Below are 20,305 nucleotides of genomic sequence, written 5' to 3'. Positions count from 1 at the left end.
TTTTAGAACGACTAATTAGCTGAAAATTTAAGAGTTGGCAACATAAGTCAAAATGACCTATGTCGCCAACTCTTTTTGATTTATAACAAGAAACCCAACATATTATTAACAATATGAATAGCCATAACAAATACAAGCGAACGATTTGATTTTAAGTAAGCTGCAGATAATAAAATAGCTCCTGGCAGATAAATGAGAAAATCAAGGGGCTGTTGTGTGTGCATAAAGGTGAATAAAAAAATTGAAATTATAGTCGCACTGGCTATACCAATTGTTTCCGATAAACAATTCATTAATACTTGCCGAAAAACTAGTTCTTCAGCAATTGGCCCCACGATTGCTAAGAAAAATAGAGTAACAAGCAATGGAACTTGTGCACCAAATGAGAGAACATCTTGTTGATTAGCAATTGGATTATTACTCATGATTTTTTGAATAATAACATCGACTAAAAAAATCAGCCCCACCCATAAGAAAATGCTAAAAATACGCCAAAGAGTCTCTTCTTTAAAATAGTCGAACCCAGCAACGATTTCTTTCCAAAATAAAACTATTCCCACAATAGCAGTAATAGTTAAACCTGTTACGAGATTTGCAAAAGATGATTCTACTAAATTATTATTAAATAGTAGTGAGATAGCTAATAATAATAAAGAACCAGCTTGCATTAAAACTGCAAAAAAATATACCACAATTAAACTAATTGCTCTGGCGTTTTTACGGATAAAATTCAAAAATAGTCCTCCTCAAAAATAATTAGATAATATCCTTTGTGAAAATAACAAGTTCTCAGCTTTTATACAACAAATACGCACTAGTGAAATCGCTTTATGAGTGAGATTTATTCAATTATTTTTAAGGTTCTTAAGCAGTTGTTAAAAAAATATCAGATAAACGTTTTCACAAAGAACAGTCAATTCGGTAAATTTTTAGCTTAAAATGATACAAAATCTATAATTTGTTTCTCAAATCCTATAATTTGTTCCTTAAAAAGATATTATGAAAACGCTATTATATTTATGAAAGGAGCGAAACGAATGAAGAAGAAAAACGGGTTTTTTCAAAATGTATGGCGTTATAAGGCCTTAATCCTTATGGCGTTACCAGGATTTATCTGGTTTATATTTTTCTTCTATATACCAGTCTTAGCCAATGTGGTCGCATTTAAAGATTTTCATATTTCACCAGATGGTTTCTTAGCTAGTCTAAGAGAAAGTCCTTGGGTTGGTTTTGAAAACTTTAAATTTTTATTTGCGTCAAAAGATGCTTGGTTAATTACTAGAAATACCATTTTGTACAATGTCGTCTTTTTAGCCTTTAACTTATTCTTCGCGATTGCTTTTGCTATTATTATGAGTGAATTAAGAAATCGTCGCTTGGTTAAAGTTTATCACACGATGTCATTGCTACCATATTTCTTATCTTGGATGGTTATTAACTATTTTGTTTATGCCTTTTTAAGTCCAGATAAAGGGATTTTGAATCAATGGATTACTGGTAATGGCGGCACAATGATTAACTGGTATGCAGATCCACGTTGGTGGCCAGTAATTTTTGTCTTCCTAAATGTTTGGAAGAGTCTAGGCTACAACAGTATTATCTACTATGCTTCTGTGATGGGGATTGATCCGACATACTATGAAGCAGCGATGGTAGATGGTGCCAACAAATGGCAACAAATAAAAAATGTTACGATTCCACAAATTTTACCAATGATGTCTGTTTTATTAATTTTAAACATCGGCGGTATCTTCAGAGCAGACTTTGGTTTGTTCTACATCGTACCAAGAAATTCAGGTGCGCTTTACAACGTGACAAGTGTGTTAGATACCTATATTTACAATGGCTTAACGGCTACTGGTGATGTAGGCATGACGGCAGCTGCAGCGTTATATCAATCTGTCGTTGGGGCATGTTTATTATTAATTGCGAATTTAGTTGTTCGTCGAATTGAACCAGATTCAGCACTATTTTAGGAGGAAGGATTATGAAAAAGAAAAAAGTCACTAGCGTTAACGTTCGATCCTTCAACCCGACAGCGAATTTGATTTTCAATATTGTCATTGCTATTTTTGCTATTTCCTGTGTGGTTCCGTTTTTCTTTGTTATTATGATTTCATTGACAAGTGAAGGATCATTAGCAGCAAACGGCTACCGGTTTTGGCCAAAAGAATTTTCATTGGAGGCCTATCGTTACATTTTCCAAGGGGCAATGAGTCAACGCATTATTCATGCCTTAGGGGTAACGGTCTTCATTACGGTGACAGGGACGATTGTCAATGCAACAATGACGTCATTATATGCCTATGTCATTTCTCGTTCCAACTTTCCATTTAAAAAATTCTTTACATTGTTTGCGTTAATTACAATGTTATTTTCACCAGGGATGGTTGCGAACTATTTAGTAATGACAAACTTATTGCAATTGAAAGATACAATTTGGGCGTTAATTTTGCCTTTAGCTTTAGGACCATTTAATATTTTAGTGATGCGAACGTTTTTCAAGAAAACCGTGCCTGACAGTATTATTGAATCGGCACGTATTGATGGCGCAAGTGAAATGCGCATTTTTGTCAGCATTGTGTTACCACTAGCCGTTCCAGGGATTGCCACAATTAGTTTGTTTGCGGCTTTGGGTTATTGGAACGATTGGTTCAATGCGTTACTTTACATTCAAAAAGATACCTTGGTACCATTACAGTATTTATTGATGAAAATTCAAAACAACTTAGAGTTCTTATCAAGAAGTACGGATATGGGTGCAGCAGCACAAGAAGGGTTAGGCGTTCTACCAAGTGAATCGGCTCGAATGGCGATTGTTGTCTTATCTACGTTACCAATTGCGTTAACTTACCCATTTTTCCAAAAATATTTCGTGGGTGGTTTAACAATCGGCGGCGTGAAAGAATAAAATTGTACAGGAGGAAATAAGGAATGAAAAAATGGCAAAAAGGATTAGCCGTAGCTGGCGCAGCAGCTTTAGCTGTAGGATTAAGCGCGTGCGGTAAATCTTCAAAAGATGCAGCGTCAAAAGGTGATGATAGTACACCAACGTTATTAATGTATCGTGTTGGGGACAAACCAGATAATTATGACCAATTAATCGATAATGCGAATAAAATTATCGAGAAAAAAATTGGGGCAAAATTAAAAATGGAATTTGTTGGTTGGGGCGATTGGGACCAAAAAATGTCAACAATCGTTGCTTCTGGTGAAAGCTATGATATTTCATTAGCACAAAATTATGCAACGAATGCACAAAAAGGCGCCTATGCTGATTTAACTGATTTAGCACCTAAATATGCAAAAGAAGCCTATGATCAATTACCAGATAACTATATTAAAGGAAATACGATCAATGGAAAACTGTATGCGTTCCCAATTTTAGGTAACTCTTACGGTCAACAAGTTTTAACTTTTAATAAAGAATATGTCGATAAATACAATTTAGATATTAGTAAAGTCGATGGTAGTTATGAAAGTGCAACGGAAGTTCTAAAAGAATTCCATAAAAAAGAACCAAATATTGCTGCTTTTGCTATCGGCCAAACATTCTTTGCAACAGGTAATTATGACTTCCCTATTGGTAACCAATATCCATTTGCAGTAAAAACAACTGATACTGGCTCACCAAAAATTATTAACCAATATGCCGACAAAGACATGATTAATAACTTAAAAGTCTTACATCAATGGTATAAAGATGGCTTGATTCCAACAGATGCTGCTACAAGTACAACACCATATGACTTAAATACCAATACTTGGTTCATGCGTCAAGAAACACAAGGACCTATGGATTATGGTGATACAATCTTAACACAAGCTGCTGGCAAACCACTTGTTTCTCGCCCACTAACAGAGCCATTAAAAACAACAGCACAAGCGCAAATGGCTAACTATGTTGTTGCAAATACGTCTAAAAACAAAGAAAAAGCTGTTGAATTGCTAGGCTTATTAAACAGCAATCCAGAATTGTTAAACGGACTTGTTTATGGTGAAGAAGGCAAACAATATGAAAAAGTTGGCGATGATCGCGTGAAATTATTGAAAGATTACACACCAACAACTCATTTGAGTGCTTGGAACACAGGAAACAACTTAATCATTTGGCCAGAAGAATCTGTCACTGAAGACATGGTTAAAGAACGTGATAAGAGCATCGAAGAAGCAAAAGATTCACCAATTCTTGGGTTTACTTTTGTAAATGATAAAGTGAAAACTGAAATCACTAACGTTGCTACAGTTATGAACCGCTACGCAGCAAGCTTAAATACAGGAACTGTTGATCCAGAAGAAACACTTCCAAAATTAATGGATGACCTAAAAACAGCTGGCTGGGATAAAGTTCAAAAAGAAATGCAAACACAATTAGACGAATATATCCAATCTCAAAAATAATCACAGGAGGCTGAGGCATTAGCTGAGCGCTTTTGGCTCAGCCTTTTACATAATAGAAAGGAAGAGGAAGATGGAAAGTACAGGGATTCAACGGTTGTTTTACCTTTCCTGGACAGTAATCAAACTAAATTTACTGTTTGTTTTATTTAGTTTAGCTGGAGGGATTATTTTTGGTGTTGGTCCAGCACTCCAAATGATGACTGATTTCATTTTGGAAGAGGGCATGAATTATCAAGCAATCACCGTTAAACGAGCATTTGAATCATGGAAAGCACATTTTAAAAGAAGTAACTGTTATTTTTTACTTTTTCTCTTCACTTTAGGATTTGTTTTTTATAATATTTATTTAGCCGTTCAATTTACCGGAATAATGTGGTTAATTATTACATTTATTTTATTTTTTGTTTCCCTAATACTCGTTATTTTTTACATTTATATGCTACTATATGAAGGAAGCTATTTTATCTCAACTATTGATTTAATGAAGCTTTCATTTATCAGTATCTTTTTAAACCTCGGTGTATTTTTTAAAGTCTTATTCGGTGTAATTAGTATCATTGCTTTAACTTGGAAAATGAAAGGACTGCTACTATTTGCTTCGTTTGCCTTAATTATGATGTGGTGTGCCTATGTCACGCGTAAAAATCGCCAGTTTATTGATGGAAAGTTGGAACAAAATGAAGCGAATCTTCAAAAAACTGTTTAAAAAAAAATATTTATTAAATCGATTAGTACAAAAATACAGTCTACTGTTAACAAGTATTATTTTGTTAACGGTGGCTGCTTTGTGCGCTTATGTTACTTATACAATTAACTTATCAATTGATTCACAAAAAAATAATGCCATTTCCCAAATTGACAGCTATGTAACGAATAAAAATAATGCGGCGACAAATATGATTAATGAATTAGCTGGCTCTGCAAGTAAAATTGAAAACATGCGAAAATATATGGAACTTTCTCCTCCTGAGTATTTTGACTATACTTACAGTCAATGGTCGGAAGATCGGGTCAGTACCCACTTTGGAAATAATTTAAGTACATTATTTAGCACCTTTCCTGACTTAGAAGAAGTGATTATTCGCTTAGATGAATTTGATCAGGTTTTGTTCGCCAATCGCACAGCTACAAATGGGAAAAAAATGGATATGTCATCAATTAAAAAACATGGCTTTCAACTAATGCGAATTATTTCCGATCCTTATACAGGACAACCGTTGGGAGAATTATACACTGTGTTTTCAAGTCAAGAGTTGCTAGGCAACCAAGCAGACTTATTGAAAAAATCAGGTATTAATGCGTTTATCTATGATAGTGCTGGAAATCAAATTTTTTCTGAAAAAGCACAATTTACCAAAGAAGAAGAGCGGCAACTAGATAAAAGAATGCACACCGATAGTGACATTCAACAGGTTTTTCATAATCGCTACGATATTACGGAAATAGAAAGCAGTGGCCGGAGTACCATTCTCTTATTAACAAGCCGCCGAGTCTTATTTCAGCAATTGTTTATGAATTATGCGGCCATTTTAGGGATTGGGTTACTTTTGATTGTTATTTTATTAGTGGGCTTAAACCGCCTGTTTAAACGCTATTCTCAACAAGTCCAATTAATTTTAGAAGCGACACGAGCCATTGGCGATGGCAATTTAAAAGAACGAATTGACACGAATCAAGTTCAGGAAGAGTTGAATGATATTGCTTCCGCGATTAATTTTATGGTAGACAGTTTAGATCAATACATTCACGATATTTATACTTTAGAAATTAAGCAACGCGATGCTCACATGAGAGCGTTACAGTCGCAAATTAATCCTCATTTTCTTTATAATACGTTGGAATATATTCGTATGTATGCCTTGAGTCGGCAACAAGAAGAACTAGCTGATGTTGTCTATGCTTTTTCAACGTTACTTAGGAATAATATTAACCAAGAAAAAACCACGACCTTGGCAGAGGAAATCTCATTTTGCGAAAAGTATGTGTATTTGTATCAAATGCGTTATCCCGACCAATTTGCCTATAAGTTCGAAATAGAAGAAGCAATTGCTGATGTTGAAATTCCTAAGTTCATTATTCAGCCGCTTGTCGAAAATTATTTTGTGCATGGTATTGACTATCAACGACAAGACAATGCTATTAAGGTCCACGCCTACCGAGAAGGCGAAAAAATTATTGTGGCTGTTGTGGATAATGGAAAAGGAATTACCGCCAATCGGTTAGAGGAAATTCGCGCACGTTTAAATCAAACAGAAATAGACACGGAACAATCCATTGGGTTAAGAAATGTTCATGAACGTTTACAACGCTTTTTTGGGGAGAGTTATGGTTTAACCATTAAAGGGAAAGAAGGAGAAGGGACGACAATTCGTCTTTCGTTTGTAGCATAAGGGGTGAAAAGATGTATCGAGTGATGTTTGTTGATGATGAATATATGATTTTAGAAGGCTTAAAATGGATTATTCCTTGGCAAGAGTTAGGCTTTGAAATTGTTAAAACAGCGCGTAGTGCGCAAGAAGCATTGGCTTTTTTAGAAACAGAATCCATTGATGTTTTATTAACAGATATTACGATGCCGGAAATGAGTGGGATCGAATTAATTGAGCAAGCAAAGAAAAAAGGACATCAATTTATTAGTTTAATTTTATCAGGTTATCAAGAGTTTGATTACGTCAAAAAAGGCATGGCTTTGCAGGTCCAAGATTATCTTTTGAAACCAGTCAATAAGCAAGAACTATTAGCCAATATCCAGAGAATTAAAACAGAATTGGACCAACAAAAAAAATCCCATGCCCGCGTTCGTCTATATCTAGAAAATGGCTTGATGCGTTGGCTTAATGATGAAATCAGCGAAGGGGAATACGAAGAGTTAATGCAGCAATTTGCGACTATAAAACCAGGTGATTTTACCGTTTTATTGGTTGAAGCTGAGATGTCATTTTTAGAAACAATCAAGGAACTATTTATGAAAAAAGGCCAACTGTTATTCATTGAAAGTTGGATGAGTACGTACCACCAATTGTTACTTATCTATAAAGGGGCCAGACAAGAAGCGTTCTTATTTATTCGTGAAATTGAAGCGATTCTAGCTGGTCAAGGTCAGATTTTTGTAGGGGAATCTGTCAATGAATGGGAAACGGTTTATGAAAGTTATGAGAAAGTAAAACAGTTGCAAGCAATTGAAACGTTCTATCAAGAATTTCTGCCAAATAATCAAAAAGAACAAATGAATCGTTCGGCAGAAGATTTTACTTTTCTAGCGTTTAACCAAGCCTTGATGATTGGGGATATGCAGACCATTCAACGGGAATTAGATGCCATTTTCAATCAGTTAAGTCAACAACACGCTACACCAGAATATGTACGCTATGTAGTCTTTTTACTTTTTTCAGATATTTCGCGTCAGTATCCAACTGTGTTAGAAGAAAACTATGAAAAAATCGTGGAAGAAATTCGAGCCAGCAACAATCTTAATACACTGTATGCGTTAATGCAGCAAGTCTTAGCAGAAGTGAAAAATAAACCTAAAATAAAAAAATATTCAGAAAGTGTTAGCCAAGCTGTAGAAAGAATTGAACAAGGCTATTTAGAAGAATTAAACTTAAAAACGGTGGCGGATGAACTTCATTTGAACCCTAGTTATTTAGGCCAAATTTTCAAAAAAGAAACCAAGCGGAGTTTTTCTCAATATTTGAATCAAGTGCGTACCAAGCATGCCCAGAAATTATTATTGTACACGGATGATACAATCAACGAAATTTCAGAAAAAGTAGGGTTCAACAATACCAACTATTTTTCAAAAATGTTTAAAAAATTAAATGGAATTACGCCAAAAGAATTTCGAGAGCAATACCAATCAAATTACGCAGGTGTCGAATAATAAAAAGAAAGATGTTCAATTTTTATGAACATCTTTCTTTTTATTATTTTTCTGTACTTAATGAAAACGGTCGTTCTGCTGTGTTTTGTGGATTCGGGACAATCCCTAATTGATAATCTAAAGTCCCGCCGTTTAATAGTTCTTGATGAGTAAAATAAGGCGCAGTATGTTTTTCTTGGTTTAACTGAATTTCATGAATAAATTGTTGTTGGACTTTGTTTGGTGATGTTTGAATGGTTAATTGTTTACCATTTGATAGTTTTACTTCCGCCGTCTGGACTAAAGGCATCCCGATTACATATTCACCAGTTCCTGGTGTGACGGGATAAAAGCCTAAGCTATTAAAAATATACCAAGCAGACATGCTACCATTGTCTTCATCACCTGGATAGCCAGTTGGTGAAGCATCAAATGTTTGCATTAGTTGTTTTAAAAGTGGTTGAGCCATCTCTGGTTTGCCGATGTAGCTGAATAGAAACGGATAATGGAAACTTGGTTGATTTGAGATGGCTAATTGACCAAAATCAATTGCCGCCATTTCACTCATTTCATGAATTTCAAAACCATAGCCTTCAACGTTAAAGTTAGGCGCTTGATTGCAGAGCTGAATTAATTTTTTTTCGAAAGCTAACTCGCTACCATATAGCTTAATCAAACCTGCAAAATCTTGATAAACCGCAAAACTTGATTGCCAAGCACTTCCTTCGGCGTAATCTTTGCCCCAACGAATATCTAAAAAGTCAGGACGGAAATTACCTTCAGTATCCTTGGCTTGCATAAAGCCAGTTTCAGGATTAAAAAGTTGTTGATAATTCAAGGCTTGTTGACGATAAAACGTTGCGGTCTCTGAATCATTCAGTGTTTTTGCAACTTGCGAAATACAGAAATCGCTGTACGCATAGTCTAAGGTATGATTGACAGATTCATGATAGGTTGAAGGAACATAGCCATATTTTAGATAATCCAGAGTTCCTTGACGTCCATAATTTTCTCGTTCGCTTTGTTGTGTGGCGCCTTTTTTCATCGCTTCTAGGAACTGAGGCATCAAGTCAGGACGAATCTTTTTCACGGCGGCATCAGCAATGACAGCGTCAATCAAGGTGCCGGGCATTAAACCACGCTCATCTGGAGATAACCATTTTGGCAAGAAACCTGTTTCGTTGTAACTATTTAAAAAGCCTTCTAGCATCTCTTCGTATTTTTCTTGAGCAATTAGTGAGAACAATGGGTAAACCGTTTTATAAGTATCCCAAAAGCCATTATTGGTATATAGTACACCAGGACGAACCGTTTGCGAGAACGTATCATAATGAATCGGCTGCTGATTTTCGTCCAATTCATAAAAGGTTTGCGGAAATAGGAATGTTCGATACAGTGTATGATAAAACGTTTTAGTATGTTCAGGATTTTCATGCGTTACTTTAAGGCGATCGAAATAATTATGCCAATCTGCGATTCCTTGTTGCAGCATCTCAGTAGAACGCAAAGAGATTTCTCGCGCTAAATTTAACTGCGCTTGTTTTTCAGAAATAAATGAACTACTAAAATGAACAACTTGTTGAGCAATATTTCCAAAAGAAAGAAGGATTTTGCCATCTTCACCTGAAGAAGGGGCAAACCATTTGGTTAAAGGCTGTTCAAAATGAAGCACAAAATAAAAACTAAAATCTGGATCTTCACAACCAGAATAGTTGATGACTTTTACAGCCACTTGATGGTCATCTAATTGTTTTACTTGATAACGTCCAGGCAGAGTTAGTAGTAAGTGATTATCTTTTTGGTGATAATCAATGGTTAAGATACCACCATACATGCTTGGGATTAATTGAGAAGTTATTTGATAGCGTAATTGAGTTAAGTTAATTTCGACAGGAGAAAAAAGGCTTTCTTCTGGACGATAAGAACTTTGGGCATGGAATAAAGAAAGTTCCGACAATGAACCACTGACAGGGGTCATTAATAAATGGCTAAAATCACCCATCCAAGGACTTGGTTGATGCGTTACTCGATAGCCTTGAAATGTTCGATCTTCTGGATGAAACCACCAGCTGCCTTTTTGGTCAGTTGTTTGCGGGGCGTAAAAATTCATCCCAAATGGCACGCCAGTATAGGGTAGACAATTTCCATTTGAAAAACTATGTTGGTTGGCAGTTCCGTGTCGCGTATCAATCGCTTGAATATTCATGAAAGTAGCTCCTTTGTTTTAAATGATATATCATATAGGCTGATTATAGCACAAAAAACGAGAAATGAAAGCGTATTTATTTGCTTTTTTATTTATTTTTAACGAATTGGTATATTCAATTTGGAGAGGGAATTGACAAGCATGTTACAATGGATAAGGAATCGATATTGGAGTGATTGTTATTTATTTTTTTAGTACAAAAAGTCAGCAATTTTTTGCGTATGTTTGGGCCATTTTCCCAGTCATCGCCTTTTTTTTGGTTAGTTTTTATACATTGGATTTTTTATTTTCCCCAAGCTATTTAATTATGGTGCCTGTATTTACTATTATGTTTAAAATTAACTATAAAAAAGATTATTCGCTTGTAGCGCTGCTCAAAATGAGTATCAGGCAATTTGTGATCAGTTTTTTAGCATTTATAGCTAGTAGTTCCTTTAGCTGGTCTATTATTTTAAATAGTAGTGTGACATTTTTAATTGTTTATTTATTTTATTCATCTGCGACACCGATGCGGTATCATAGTTATTTGATGATGTTTACGTTTTGTCAGTTAATCCAGGTTAAAGGAAATACATTTTTGATGCAATCTCAAGTTGTGGCCTTTTTAATTGGTCTTTTTTTATTGGCTTTAACATTAAATGCTTGGTGGCAAACAGGATTAAGTCAGCTAACCAGCTTAAAGAGTAGGGGCCATAAAAGTATTCAATTAAATATGAAGCAACAGAAATTGGCGGTTATTAATTTCTGGCACGACTTACAACAGACTTTTTTTGGGATTACAAGTTTCAAACAATTTTTAGAAAGTCCTGACGAAAGGGTGCAACGATTTCGTTTAGCTGTTCGTATGAGTTTCACCATTACGCTGAGTTTTATTTTAATGTGGAGTGTAGGAGGCATTAAAATAATTTGGATTCCGATGAATGTTTTTCTACTCTTGCATCCAGTGAAAGCAGAAATGAACACGCGTATTAAGACACGTTTTTGGGGGACTCTTTTAGGATGTTTCCTTAGTCTGTTTGTTGTCAATTGGCTTCAATTGCCACTGACACACCTCGTTGTTTCTAGTATTATTGGCATTTTTGTTTATGCCCTAAAACCAGGAACCGTGTTACAAGTGACAATGGCAACGATTTTTGGGTTATGTTTGGCAACAATTAGTTTACGAGGGATGTACGCCGCAGAGTTGCGGGTCTCTTTTGTATTATTGGCAATTTTTGTTGTTTGCTTAATTGATTTAGGTTTATTTGTTTATCAGCGTATCTTGCGTTTTTAAAAAGTGTGGCACAGAGGGTTATTTACCCGTTGTGCCACACTTTTTAATTTTCTAAATTCGTTAATTTTTCCAAGTAATGATTTTCTATTTGCGGAAAATCTATTTTTTCTGGTGCTGCATCAGGAGTTTCAACTACTTGCTTCAAGCGATTGAGAACAATTGACCAACCAGCGATATCTTTATGGCGAGGTGTTGTAAAATTTTCTGGGAGAGATTCTGAAAAGACTAACAGGGTCTGATGAGGTGCTTGTTCTTTTAAGTCAAAATAGATGATACCAGTATCCCAAGTCACGCCCAGATATTTTTCCTCTGCATAATCAGTGAAAGGCATTGTTTCTTCAAAATCGGGCAGAATAAACCGCCAAAACCCGTTAACACCTAATTCACCAATCTCTAATTCTGGAAACCATTGTTTTAGCTTGTCTGTCTCAGTTAAGTAGCGCCAAATCGTTTGAGGGCTGGCTGAAATTGCTCGTTCTGTACCAAAATAAATCGTCTGGTTTTCTAAGCGAAAGGTATCTTTCATTTTGTTTCTCTCCTTTATTTATTATTCATGAAGTTCTAAAGGTAGTCCATCTGGATCAAAAAAGAAGGTCATTTTTTCACCCGTAAAATCATCTACTCGTAGCGGTTCTGTTTCAATTCCTTGCTCATTTAAAAAAGCAATCACTTCTTCAATATGTTCAACTTTAAAAGCTAAATGACGTAATCCTAAAGCTTCAGGATAAGAGGGGCGAGCTGGAAATTGATCAGAAATGAAAATTTCCAATTCTTGGCTGCCTAATTTTAAATCTAATTTAATATCGTTTTTTTCGGGACGATGATTTTCGCGAAGAACTTCAAAGCCCAACTTTTCGACATAAAAATTTTTAGTTGCTTGATAATTTGAGGCATTGATTGCCACATGATGAATTTCTTTAAAAAACATTTTTCATACTCCTTTTCGTTTTTTCCCTCTGTAGTATAGCAATAAAGAAGCAGCTAAAAAAGCGTTCTGTTTGACTCTTTAAGAAAAGACAAGGGATTTGTAAAAAAATAAAATTCTTTTTTTTGAAAGAAAGCGCTTGCCAAAAAAAGAATAATCAAGTATGATGTATATACAACTTAATTGTATATACAAGTTTGAGAGGAGAATGTAAAATGGGTAAGTTTCAAAGCGATGCACAACAGTTGTTGAAAGCAGTAGGAGGCAAAGAAAATATTTCAGCTGTTTCTCATTGTGCAACTCGAATGCGTTTTGTATTAAAAGATCCAAAAAAAGCGGATGTACCTGTGATTGAAGATATTCCTTCTGTAAAAGGAACCTTTACAAATGCTGGACAGTTTCAAGTAATTATTGGGAATGAAGTCCCACAATTTTATAATGATTTTTCTGCAATTTCCGGTTTAGAAGGGGTTTCAAAAGAAGAAGGGAAAGCAGCTGCCAAAAGTAATTTGAGTCCTGTTCAACGAGTTGTTTCTGTTTTAGCTGAGATTTTTACACCATTAATTCCTGCACTTGTTATCGGGGGATTGATTTTAGGGTTCCGCAATATTTTGGAAGGGGTTCCATTTGGCTTTCTTGATGGTCAAACAATCGTGGAAGTTTCTCAATTTTGGAATGGAGTCAATTCATTCTTATGGTTAATCGGCGAAGCAATTTTCCACTTCTTGCCAGTTGGGATTACGTGGAGTATTACGAAGAAAATGGGAACCACACAAATCTTGGGGATTGTCCTAGGGATTACATTAGTCTCACCACAACTTCTGAATGCTTATTCAGTTGCGACGACTAAAGCAGCAGAAATTCCTTTCTGGGATTTTGGGTTTGCTCAAGTTAACATGATTGGTTATCAAGCGCAAGTTATCCCAGCTATGTTAGCCGGCTTCTTGCTTGCCTATCTTGAAATTTTCTTTAGAAAAGTGATTCCTCAAGCAATTTCAATGATTTTTGTCCCATTGTTTGCTTTAGTACCAACAGTATTGGCTGCACATGTCATTTTAGGACCAATCGGTTGGACGATTGGTAGTTGGGTTTCTGATATCGTAAATGCAGGATTAACGTCAACATTTAATTGGTTATTTGGCGCCGTCTTTGGCTTTATGTACGCACCATTAGTCATCACTGGGTTACATCATATGAGTAATGCTATTGATTTACAGTTGATTGCTGACTTTCAGTCAACCAACTTATGGCCAATGATTGCTCTATCAAATATTGCACAAGGTTCAGCGGTTTTAGCAGTTATCTTTATGCATCGTGGAAACAAAAAAGAAGAACAAGTTTCGATTCCAGCGATGATTTCTTGTTACCTAGGTGTGACTGAACCAGCGATGTTTGGGATCAACTTAAAATATGTTTATCCATTTGTTGCGGGCATGATTGGTTCAGCAATGGCAGGAATGTTTGCCACTTTAATGGGCGTTCGTGCGACAAGTATCGGCGTCGGTGGCTTGCCAGGAATTTTATCTATTGTGCCACAATATTACTTGCCGTTTTTAGTCGCAATGGTGATTGCCATTATCGTACCAATGGGCTTAACTTATATTTTCAGAAAGAAAGGCATCTTTAATAAAGTCGATCCAGTTGATGAAGCAACAGGGATGTTATACAGCGAAGAAGGGTAATCGCTTTTTGAAGTTAAGAAGAATTCGTAGACATTTGTCTACGAATTCTTCTTCTTTTTATAGAAACTATTGGCTTTTTTCTCTCTTTCAGTTAGACTAAAAAGGTTGAGAAAAGGAGAGCGTAAAAATGGATATTTATTTAAAAAAAGCAATTTTACACATTATTGATCGAGAAACTGGGACGCCGGTTTTTTCTGAAAAGGAACTAGATTTAACCACTGAGTATATTCGAACGTATTTAACTGCAAAAATTTCAAAACTTTCGACTGCACAAACAAAGACTGGAACATTGGCGGAAAATAGTTCCTTTGTTGACACGTTACGTGGGATTCCTAGTGATTTTGTGAAGAAAAGCCAAGAAGTTACCCAACATTGGTATGATGTTTATTCAGGAAGCGAAGATGCGCCTAGTGCTGATATTTTGTTCATTTTATATGAATTAGATACGGTGTTACATGTCGCAATGATTAAATTAAACTATAAAGAAAGTTACACGCATTACGTCGACTATGAAGAAGAATCCGTTTATAACAAACTGATTATCAATCGAGCAATTTTGTCTTCAAAATCACAAAAACCAGATGAAGGGATTACGGTTGACTTAGATACATTAGCGTTTGAATTACTAGAGAAAAGATATGAATTTTCAGGAGAAAAAATCTGGTATTTCTCTGAAAAAGTGATTGAGACGCAAGCGGCACCTTCCATGGAAGAAAATATCAAAGAAATTAAAAAGGCAGTCAAACGCATTGGAAAGAAATTTAACGAAGATGAGTTTGAACTAATGGCTTCTGTAAAAGAAGCGGTATATGATAGTATTGAGGAAACGGGAACGATTGACAATGAGCAAATTGCTGAGCAAGTGTTTAAAGAAAATGTATCAGCTAAATTAGCTTACCAAGAAGAAGTGAATGAATCGAAGTTTGTCGACAAAACACCGCCAGTCAGAGAATCTCGCGAAATTTCTGAAAAGAAATTTGGCAAACAGAAGTTAAAAATGGATAACGGTATTGAATTAATTGTTCCGTTAGATGTTTACCGCAATGGCGATTTAATTGAATTTGTTAATAATCCAGATGGCACAGTGTCCATTATGCTAAAAAATATCGAAAAAATTAGTAATCAATTATAAAGAAAAAACCGTTGGTCGCTTGCCAACGGTTTTTTCTTTATTTTAATTTTTCTAAAGCTTTTTCAGGGACTTCTTTTTCTGTCACTTCATTCCAGCTGATCACGCCTTTACGGGGATTAACTTTCAATTTTAGATAGGCTTTCATACGCAATGGTTGATCACGGGATTCGTTTAATTCCACGGTTTTTTCTTCACCGTTTTTATTAAACGCAGGTTGTTGATAGTAATAAATGGTCATTGCTTCACCAGAATTTGTTTTTTCATCTTTCTTTTCACCAGATGTTGTGATTTGTGTATAATAGGCTTCTCCACCGTAATAGTAATTATAAACGCCCCAGCTACCACCGGCTAAAATGACTATGGGAATTAATATTTTTAGTAATGTTTTCATTTTCCTCACCTCAAGGAATAGTATGCCTTTTTTTTAGGAAATTTGCCATATTTTTTTCCGTTAATTGAGTGACAATTTTGTTAGTTTCGGCACTTTCTTGAAAAATTCATCATTTTTTTAAACAAAAGACAACGTTTGTCGCTCCCTTTTTTTCACTATCATGCTACAATAAAGAAAAAAAGATGGAGGTAGAGGACAATGATGCCCTTTTATTTTGGAATCGATCCAACCTATATATTGGTAATTATCGGAATTGCGATTTCTGGTGCGGCCTCCGCATATGTTAACAGTACCTTTCGTAAATATGATCAAGTACGAAGCAGTAAACATGTTACAGGCACGCAGGCAGCACAATATATTTTACAAAAAGAACAAATTAATGATGTTGGAGTTCAGCAAATTGCTGGTGATTTAACTGACAATTATAATTCTGGAAACAAAATGTTGAGCTTATCCGAAGCCACTGCTCAATCGACATCGGTTGCGGCTATTGGCGTGGCGGCTCATGAATGCGGACATGCGGTACAAGATCATACGAACTATGTGCCTTTACGTCTTCGTGCAGCTATTGTTCCAGTTGCCAACATCGGTTCAACCATTTCCTTTCCACTAATTTTGATTGGTGTTTTATTTAGTTGGAATCAAACATTAATCAACATTGGAATTTTGGCTTTTTCATTAGCCTTGATTTTTCAATTGGTGACTTTACCGGTGGAGTTTAATGCGTCTAGACGTGCATTAAGTATTCTTTCTGAAGGTGGGTTATTAACAGAAGAAGAAGTTCCAATGGCCAGAAAAGTTCTTTTTGCAGCTGCACTTACCTACGTAGCAGCGGCGCTTTCGACCTTTTTACAACTTTTACGTTTGGTTATTTTATTTGGTGGCAATAACCGACGGGACTAAGTGCTAGTAAAGGTCTTTCTATTACGCATAAAAGTAATAATATGTTATGATTAAAGTAGAAAATAACAGAGGAGCTGAAGGAAATGAAAGCATCAACAAAAATTGGTATCGGTTTAAGCATTGCTGCAGTTGCAAGTGTCTCTGTTGCAGTCATCGCTTCTGAAAAAATTATTAAGAAGGTATCTCATGTTTCCAATCGTTATAAAGTTAAAAAGTTTGTAGACGATAAATTTGATGGAAACCAAAAATTATTATCGATTGTCGATGATTTATCCGATGATGAATTAGATTCTGTTTTAAATGTTGTTGATCGTGTGAAAGATGGCGGTTCAAAATTAGCTGAATATGGCGAAAAAGTTAAAGACAATACAGATTCTTTAAAAGAACGCTTTTTCACATTTATTGAAGATGCAATGAAGTAAAAAAGATGGCCTAGGCCATCTTTTTTTTTATAAAAATAATTCTTTTGTTTCAACATAATAGCCTCTGCCACCAACTAGAACTTGATCAATTGTCTTTTGAGGTGTAGTGTTCAAACACACTAAGACTTCTGAAGGAGCGTTTAAGGTATAACCTTGGACGAAAGTGTAATTGGTTTTTTGTAAAATTTGGTGATGGTGCAGATAACAAGCTAACGCACCGTTTGATGTACCAGTAGCGGCTTCTTCATCGATGTCATAAAGGGGTGCAAAATTCCTACAAATGATATTTTCTTCAGACAAAGCAAAAAGATGCATCCCGATAACTCTATACTTTTGACTAAGTAACTTAATTTTTTCAAAGTTTGGTTGTAAATCCTGTAATAATTGCGCATTTTTAATGGGAACCAAAATATCTTTTAGGCCCGTTGACACAATCTGGATAGGAAAAGCAGTTGCCACTGCGTTTAAATCAAAGCAGCCGCTCAATTCTTCTAAAGTGAGCGTATCATAAAAAGTTGGGACAGTTTGTTCCATAAATAGTTGTTCACCGTTAGCCGTGATTGCGAGCAAACCGCTGTTCGTTTCGATTGTATATTCTGTTTGCAATAATTTATTTAAGTGCTTCATAATGGTGAAAGCGCCAATTGTCGCGTGGCCACATAAGTCGACTTCTTCTTTTGGTGTAAAATATTCAAGGCGGAAATCAGCAATCTTTGAGTCTGAAATAAAAGCAGTTTCTGCAAATCCTAGTTCTTTGGCGATGGCCATTTTTTGGGTTCTCGTTAAGGGCTGTGTCATAAAAACAACGCCTGCTTTGTTGCCACCTTCGTGGTTTTTACTAAATGCACTAGCGACATATGCGGTAATTTTCATTGGAATGCCTACTTTCTAATTGGGAATAAAAAACATACGAGTAAAAAATGGACGTACTACTTTCTTAATAACAAATAACAAAAGATTAAATCATCCATTTTTTTTAAAGATAAGCCAGTTTGTTCAAAAAACTTTTCCAACCGATAGTGTAAAGTATTTCGATGCATAAATAAATCTTTTGCAGTGGAGCTGATATTGCCTTGATTTTTCCACAAAGCGCTGATGATTGGCTGAATATCGGTGTCTTTATTTAATAAACGACGATAATACTCAACAAGTACATTTTGGCTCATGGCTTCCTTGGTAAAATAGTGGAGGGCAACATCGGTTAAACTAAAAACAGTCGTCCGACTAGAGGAATTAAGTTCTTCTGAAAAAATACGTTGTTCTTCATGGAAACAACGCCGGAGAATGTCTTCAGAGGAATAAAAATTGCCAACAAATACAGCACTAGTGCAATCAAAGTCTGTATCTAATGTTAAAAAGATTCCTTGAATTTCTTCTTGTTGAAAGGTATTTTTTGACTGTTCTTCAACTAAAATATACATATTATTACTTGGACTGAAACAATCAACTGTATCTGGAAACATCTTTGTTAAATTAAATTGCCATTCAGCTTGTAATTCTTTTGTGACATTCGTTTGAATTTGCAACATACGAAAGGTCCCTTCGGCAGGTAATTTTGCCTGTTGAAATAAGTAACTGAACCAAGGATGGTTACCAGTAATTGTTGGGTTTTCAGAAATTGGGAAAAGCGCTTCCAACAAATGCTGTTCTTTAATACTTAAGAAAGCTTTATTCACAATGAAAAATTGGTCGTCAACAGGAATTGAATAGGTGGCTTCGGAACCAATTGTTTTTGATAAATAGCCTTTGGGATAAAGCTGAGATAAATTTTCAATAATCATAGACACACCTCACTGATTTATTGTACCATGAAGCAAGACAGAAGTTTAGTGGGAAAAAGCCGAAAGGTGGAAATTAATTGGGAAAAAAAAAAACAACGTTAACACAAGAAGAAAAAGAATTTTTTATGCGAGAAGCCATTGCAGAAGCGAAAAAAGCAGAAGGTTTGGCTGAGGTGCCTATTGGAGCTGTAATTGTTCGGCAAGGGGAAATTATTGGCCGCGGGCATAATCTGAGAGAAGCACGGCAAGAAGCAACGGCGCATGCAGAAATGTATGCAATCCAAGAAGCGTGTCGCGGGATAGAAAATTGGCGTCTAGAAGAAACCCAATTATTTGTAACTTTAGAGCCTTGTCCAATGTGTAGTGGGGCGATGCTTTTAGCACGAATTCCAGAAGTTTATTATGGCGCAACCGATCCTAAAGCAGGCACTGCTGGCACATTGATGAATTTATTAGAAGATGAACGCTTCAATCATGTGGCCTATGTCGAAGCAGGCGTTTTAGAAGAAGAGTGTCGCTTATTGCTAGTTCAGTTCTTTAAAAAGTTACGGGCAAAGAGAAAAGAAGAGAAACTTTTAAAAAATCAAAAGAAAGACTAGTCAAAAGAATAAAAATACGTTATACTAGGTTTTGCCGAAAGGCTAGGACAATGGCGGGCTAGTGAATTGTGTCAGATCCGGAAGGAAGCAGCACTAAGCAAGTGCCGCCATGTGTCTGATTGAATAAGGAACGTATCAAGGCTGAGAAGCCTTTTTTATTTTATCTAAAATTAAAAAGACAGGAAAGTTGGTCGCTTTCCTGTCTTTTTTTGTGGATTCAAGATAATACAGCAGCTGCTAAAGCTTGTTGAATAGCAACAATATCTTTATCTTTTCTAAATTGAAGACTTACTGAAGGTAACTCAGCACTTGAAATCCATATCTTTAGTTCTGCATCTAGGTCGAAATGTCCACTAGTTTCAACAGAAAAGCGTGAAATAGATTTGTAGGGAATCGATTTATAATCAACTTTTTTACCTGTAATTCCTTGTTTATCGACTAAAATTAAGCGTTTATCTGTAAAGACAATTAAATCTCTTACTAAAGTGAAGGCCATATCTACTTTTTCGTTAGGGATTAAAACATCCCGTAATTCTTTTTCAGCTGTTTCATTGTTATTTTGTGTTGCATTCCCTAATAATCCATCAAATAATCCCATGTTAATTCTCCAATTCTCCTTTTTTGAAAAAAATTCTTTTATTTAAAAGTAAACTTATATCGTGTAAAAGAATCCGCTTTCAATTTGATTATAACGTTAAAGGTCCTTCGAATGCAATTGATTTTTTAGCATA

General features: G+C 35.5%; 20 protein-coding genes and 1 other RNA gene. 13 read left to right on the top strand and 8 right to left on the bottom strand.

Annotation, left to right across the window (positions count from 1 at the left end; all coding sequences use genetic code 11):
- Nucleotides 1-80: 80 nt before the first annotated feature.
- Nucleotides 81-668: a CPBP family intramembrane glutamic endopeptidase gene (locus IGJ41_RS09500; RefSeq protein ID WP_002398566.1), complete on the bottom strand. Its 588-nt coding sequence runs from the start codon at nt 666-668 to the stop codon at nt 81-83.
- A gap of 351 nt (nt 669-1,019) precedes the next feature.
- Between IGJ41_RS09500 and IGJ41_RS09495 the strand changes: the two genes are divergently transcribed.
- The 6 genes from IGJ41_RS09495 (at nt 1,020) to IGJ41_RS09470 (ending at nt 8,281) form a co-directional block, all read left to right on the top strand.
- Nucleotides 1,020-1,976 (top strand): ABC transporter permease, encoded by a 957-nt coding sequence (locus IGJ41_RS09495; RefSeq protein WP_002356852.1) that lies wholly within the window; start codon nt 1,020-1,022, stop codon nt 1,974-1,976.
- An 11-nt stretch (nt 1,977-1,987) separates the two neighbouring features.
- Nucleotides 1,988-2,911 carry a carbohydrate ABC transporter permease gene (locus IGJ41_RS09490; protein ID WP_002359877.1) on the top strand — a complete coding sequence of 308 codons (924 nt, stop codon included), beginning with the start codon at nt 1,988-1,990 and terminating at the stop codon, nt 2,909-2,911.
- A gap of 23 nt (nt 2,912-2,934) precedes the next feature.
- Nucleotides 2,935-4,401 (top strand): ABC transporter substrate-binding protein, encoded by a 1,467-nt coding sequence (locus tag IGJ41_RS09485; protein ID WP_002369012.1) that lies wholly within the window; start codon nt 2,935-2,937, stop codon nt 4,399-4,401.
- Nucleotides 4,402-4,471: 70 nt separating this feature from the next.
- Entirely contained in the window at nt 4,472-5,107 is a 636-nt protein-coding gene (locus IGJ41_RS09480) for a YesL family protein (protein ID WP_002381610.1), read from the top strand.
- Nucleotides 5,061-6,791, top strand: coding sequence for a sensor histidine kinase (locus IGJ41_RS09475; RefSeq protein ID WP_438714631.1), 1,731 nt, complete (start codon nt 5,061-5,063; stop codon nt 6,789-6,791). Before IGJ41_RS09480 ends, IGJ41_RS09475 begins: the two co-directional genes overlap by 47 nt.
- An 11-nt stretch (nt 6,792-6,802) precedes the next feature.
- Nucleotides 6,803-8,281, top strand: coding sequence for a response regulator transcription factor (locus IGJ41_RS09470; protein ID WP_002389323.1), 1,479 nt, complete (start codon nt 6,803-6,805; stop codon nt 8,279-8,281).
- A gap of 43 nt (nt 8,282-8,324) precedes the next feature.
- Here the strand turns inward: IGJ41_RS09470 and IGJ41_RS09465 are convergent, their stop codons facing one another.
- Nucleotides 8,325-10,466, bottom strand: a complete 2,142-nt coding sequence (locus tag IGJ41_RS09465) for a GH92 family glycosyl hydrolase (RefSeq protein WP_002389127.1) — start codon at nt 10,464-10,466, stop codon at nt 8,325-8,327.
- Between the two features lie 172 nt (nt 10,467-10,638).
- Here IGJ41_RS09465 and IGJ41_RS09460 point away from each other — a divergent pair, with 172 nt between their 5' ends.
- Nucleotides 10,639-11,739, top strand: a complete 1,101-nt coding sequence (locus tag IGJ41_RS09460) for an FUSC family protein (RefSeq protein WP_002389175.1) — start codon at nt 10,639-10,641, stop codon at nt 11,737-11,739.
- A gap of 43 nt (nt 11,740-11,782) precedes the next feature.
- Here IGJ41_RS09460 and IGJ41_RS09455 read toward each other — a convergent pair whose 3' ends face one another.
- The gene (locus IGJ41_RS09455) at nt 11,783-12,265 is read right to left on the bottom strand and encodes an SRPBCC family protein (RefSeq protein ID WP_002356863.1); all 483 of its coding nucleotides are present in this window, start codon (nt 12,263-12,265) and stop codon (nt 11,783-11,785) included.
- A 21-nt stretch (nt 12,266-12,286) separates the two neighbouring features.
- Nucleotides 12,287-12,667, bottom strand: coding sequence for an SMU1112c/YaeR family gloxylase I-like metalloprotein (gloA2, locus tag IGJ41_RS09450; protein WP_002356864.1), 381 nt, complete (start codon nt 12,665-12,667; stop codon nt 12,287-12,289).
- Between the two features lie 212 nt (nt 12,668-12,879).
- On the opposite strand from gloA2, the gene treP reads away from it, so the two are divergent.
- Both treP and IGJ41_RS09440 read left to right on the top strand, forming a co-directional pair.
- On the top strand, nt 12,880-14,346 hold the full coding sequence (treP, locus tag IGJ41_RS09445; protein ID WP_002388267.1) for a PTS system trehalose-specific EIIBC component: 1,467 nt from the start codon (nt 12,880-12,882) through the stop codon (nt 14,344-14,346).
- A gap of 127 nt (nt 14,347-14,473) precedes the next feature.
- Nucleotides 14,474-15,478: a nucleoid-associated protein gene (locus IGJ41_RS09440; protein WP_002356866.1), complete on the top strand. Its 1,005-nt coding sequence runs from the start codon at nt 14,474-14,476 to the stop codon at nt 15,476-15,478.
- Nucleotides 15,479-15,515: 37 nt separating this feature from the next.
- Here IGJ41_RS09440 and IGJ41_RS09435 read toward each other — a convergent pair whose 3' ends face one another.
- Nucleotides 15,516-15,869 (bottom strand): YxeA family protein, encoded by a 354-nt coding sequence (locus tag IGJ41_RS09435; protein ID WP_002387247.1) that lies wholly within the window; start codon nt 15,867-15,869, stop codon nt 15,516-15,518.
- Between the two features lie 198 nt (nt 15,870-16,067).
- Between IGJ41_RS09435 and IGJ41_RS09430 the strand changes: the two genes are divergently transcribed.
- Together IGJ41_RS09430 and IGJ41_RS09425 are read left to right on the top strand one after the other, a co-directional pair.
- Complete coding sequence (locus tag IGJ41_RS09430; RefSeq protein WP_002384290.1) at nt 16,068-16,772, top strand: zinc metallopeptidase; 705 nt, start codon at nt 16,068-16,070, stop codon at nt 16,770-16,772.
- 83 nt (nt 16,773-16,855) lie between these two features.
- Nucleotides 16,856-17,194: a hypothetical protein gene (locus IGJ41_RS09425; RefSeq protein WP_002356871.1), complete on the top strand. Its 339-nt coding sequence runs from the start codon at nt 16,856-16,858 to the stop codon at nt 17,192-17,194.
- A 27-nt stretch (nt 17,195-17,221) separates the two neighbouring features.
- Here IGJ41_RS09425 and IGJ41_RS09420 read toward each other — a convergent pair whose 3' ends face one another.
- Together IGJ41_RS09420 and IGJ41_RS09415 are read right to left on the bottom strand one after the other, a co-directional pair.
- Nucleotides 17,222-18,067 (bottom strand): PhzF family phenazine biosynthesis protein, encoded by an 846-nt coding sequence (locus tag IGJ41_RS09420; RefSeq protein ID WP_002389263.1) that lies wholly within the window; start codon nt 18,065-18,067, stop codon nt 17,222-17,224.
- Nucleotides 18,068-18,123: 56 nt separating this feature from the next.
- Nucleotides 18,124-18,975: a PucR family transcriptional regulator gene (locus IGJ41_RS09415; protein WP_002383772.1), complete on the bottom strand. Its 852-nt coding sequence runs from the start codon at nt 18,973-18,975 to the stop codon at nt 18,124-18,126.
- 77 nt (nt 18,976-19,052) lie between these two features.
- Here IGJ41_RS09415 and tadA point away from each other — a divergent pair, with 77 nt between their 5' ends.
- Nucleotides 19,053-19,574, top strand: a complete 522-nt coding sequence (gene tadA, locus IGJ41_RS09410) for a tRNA adenosine(34) deaminase TadA (protein WP_438714322.1) — start codon at nt 19,053-19,055, stop codon at nt 19,572-19,574.
- A 39-nt stretch (nt 19,575-19,613) separates the two neighbouring features.
- Nucleotides 19,614-19,700: signal recognition particle sRNA small type (ffs, locus tag IGJ41_RS09405), an RNA gene on the top strand.
- 91 nt (nt 19,701-19,791) lie between these two features.
- On the opposite strand, the gene IGJ41_RS09400 is transcribed toward ffs, so the two are convergent.
- Nucleotides 19,792-20,172 (bottom strand): PH domain-containing protein, encoded by a 381-nt coding sequence (locus IGJ41_RS09400; RefSeq protein WP_002356881.1) that lies wholly within the window; start codon nt 20,170-20,172, stop codon nt 19,792-19,794.
- Nucleotides 20,173-20,305: the final 133 nt, after the last annotated feature.

The organism is Enterococcus sp. DIV1537a (genome assembly GCF_051712085.1).
Classification (GTDB): domain Bacteria; phylum Bacillota; class Bacilli; order Lactobacillales; family Enterococcaceae; genus Enterococcus; species Enterococcus faecalis.
This window is presented reverse-complemented; position numbering and strand designations above follow the sequence as displayed.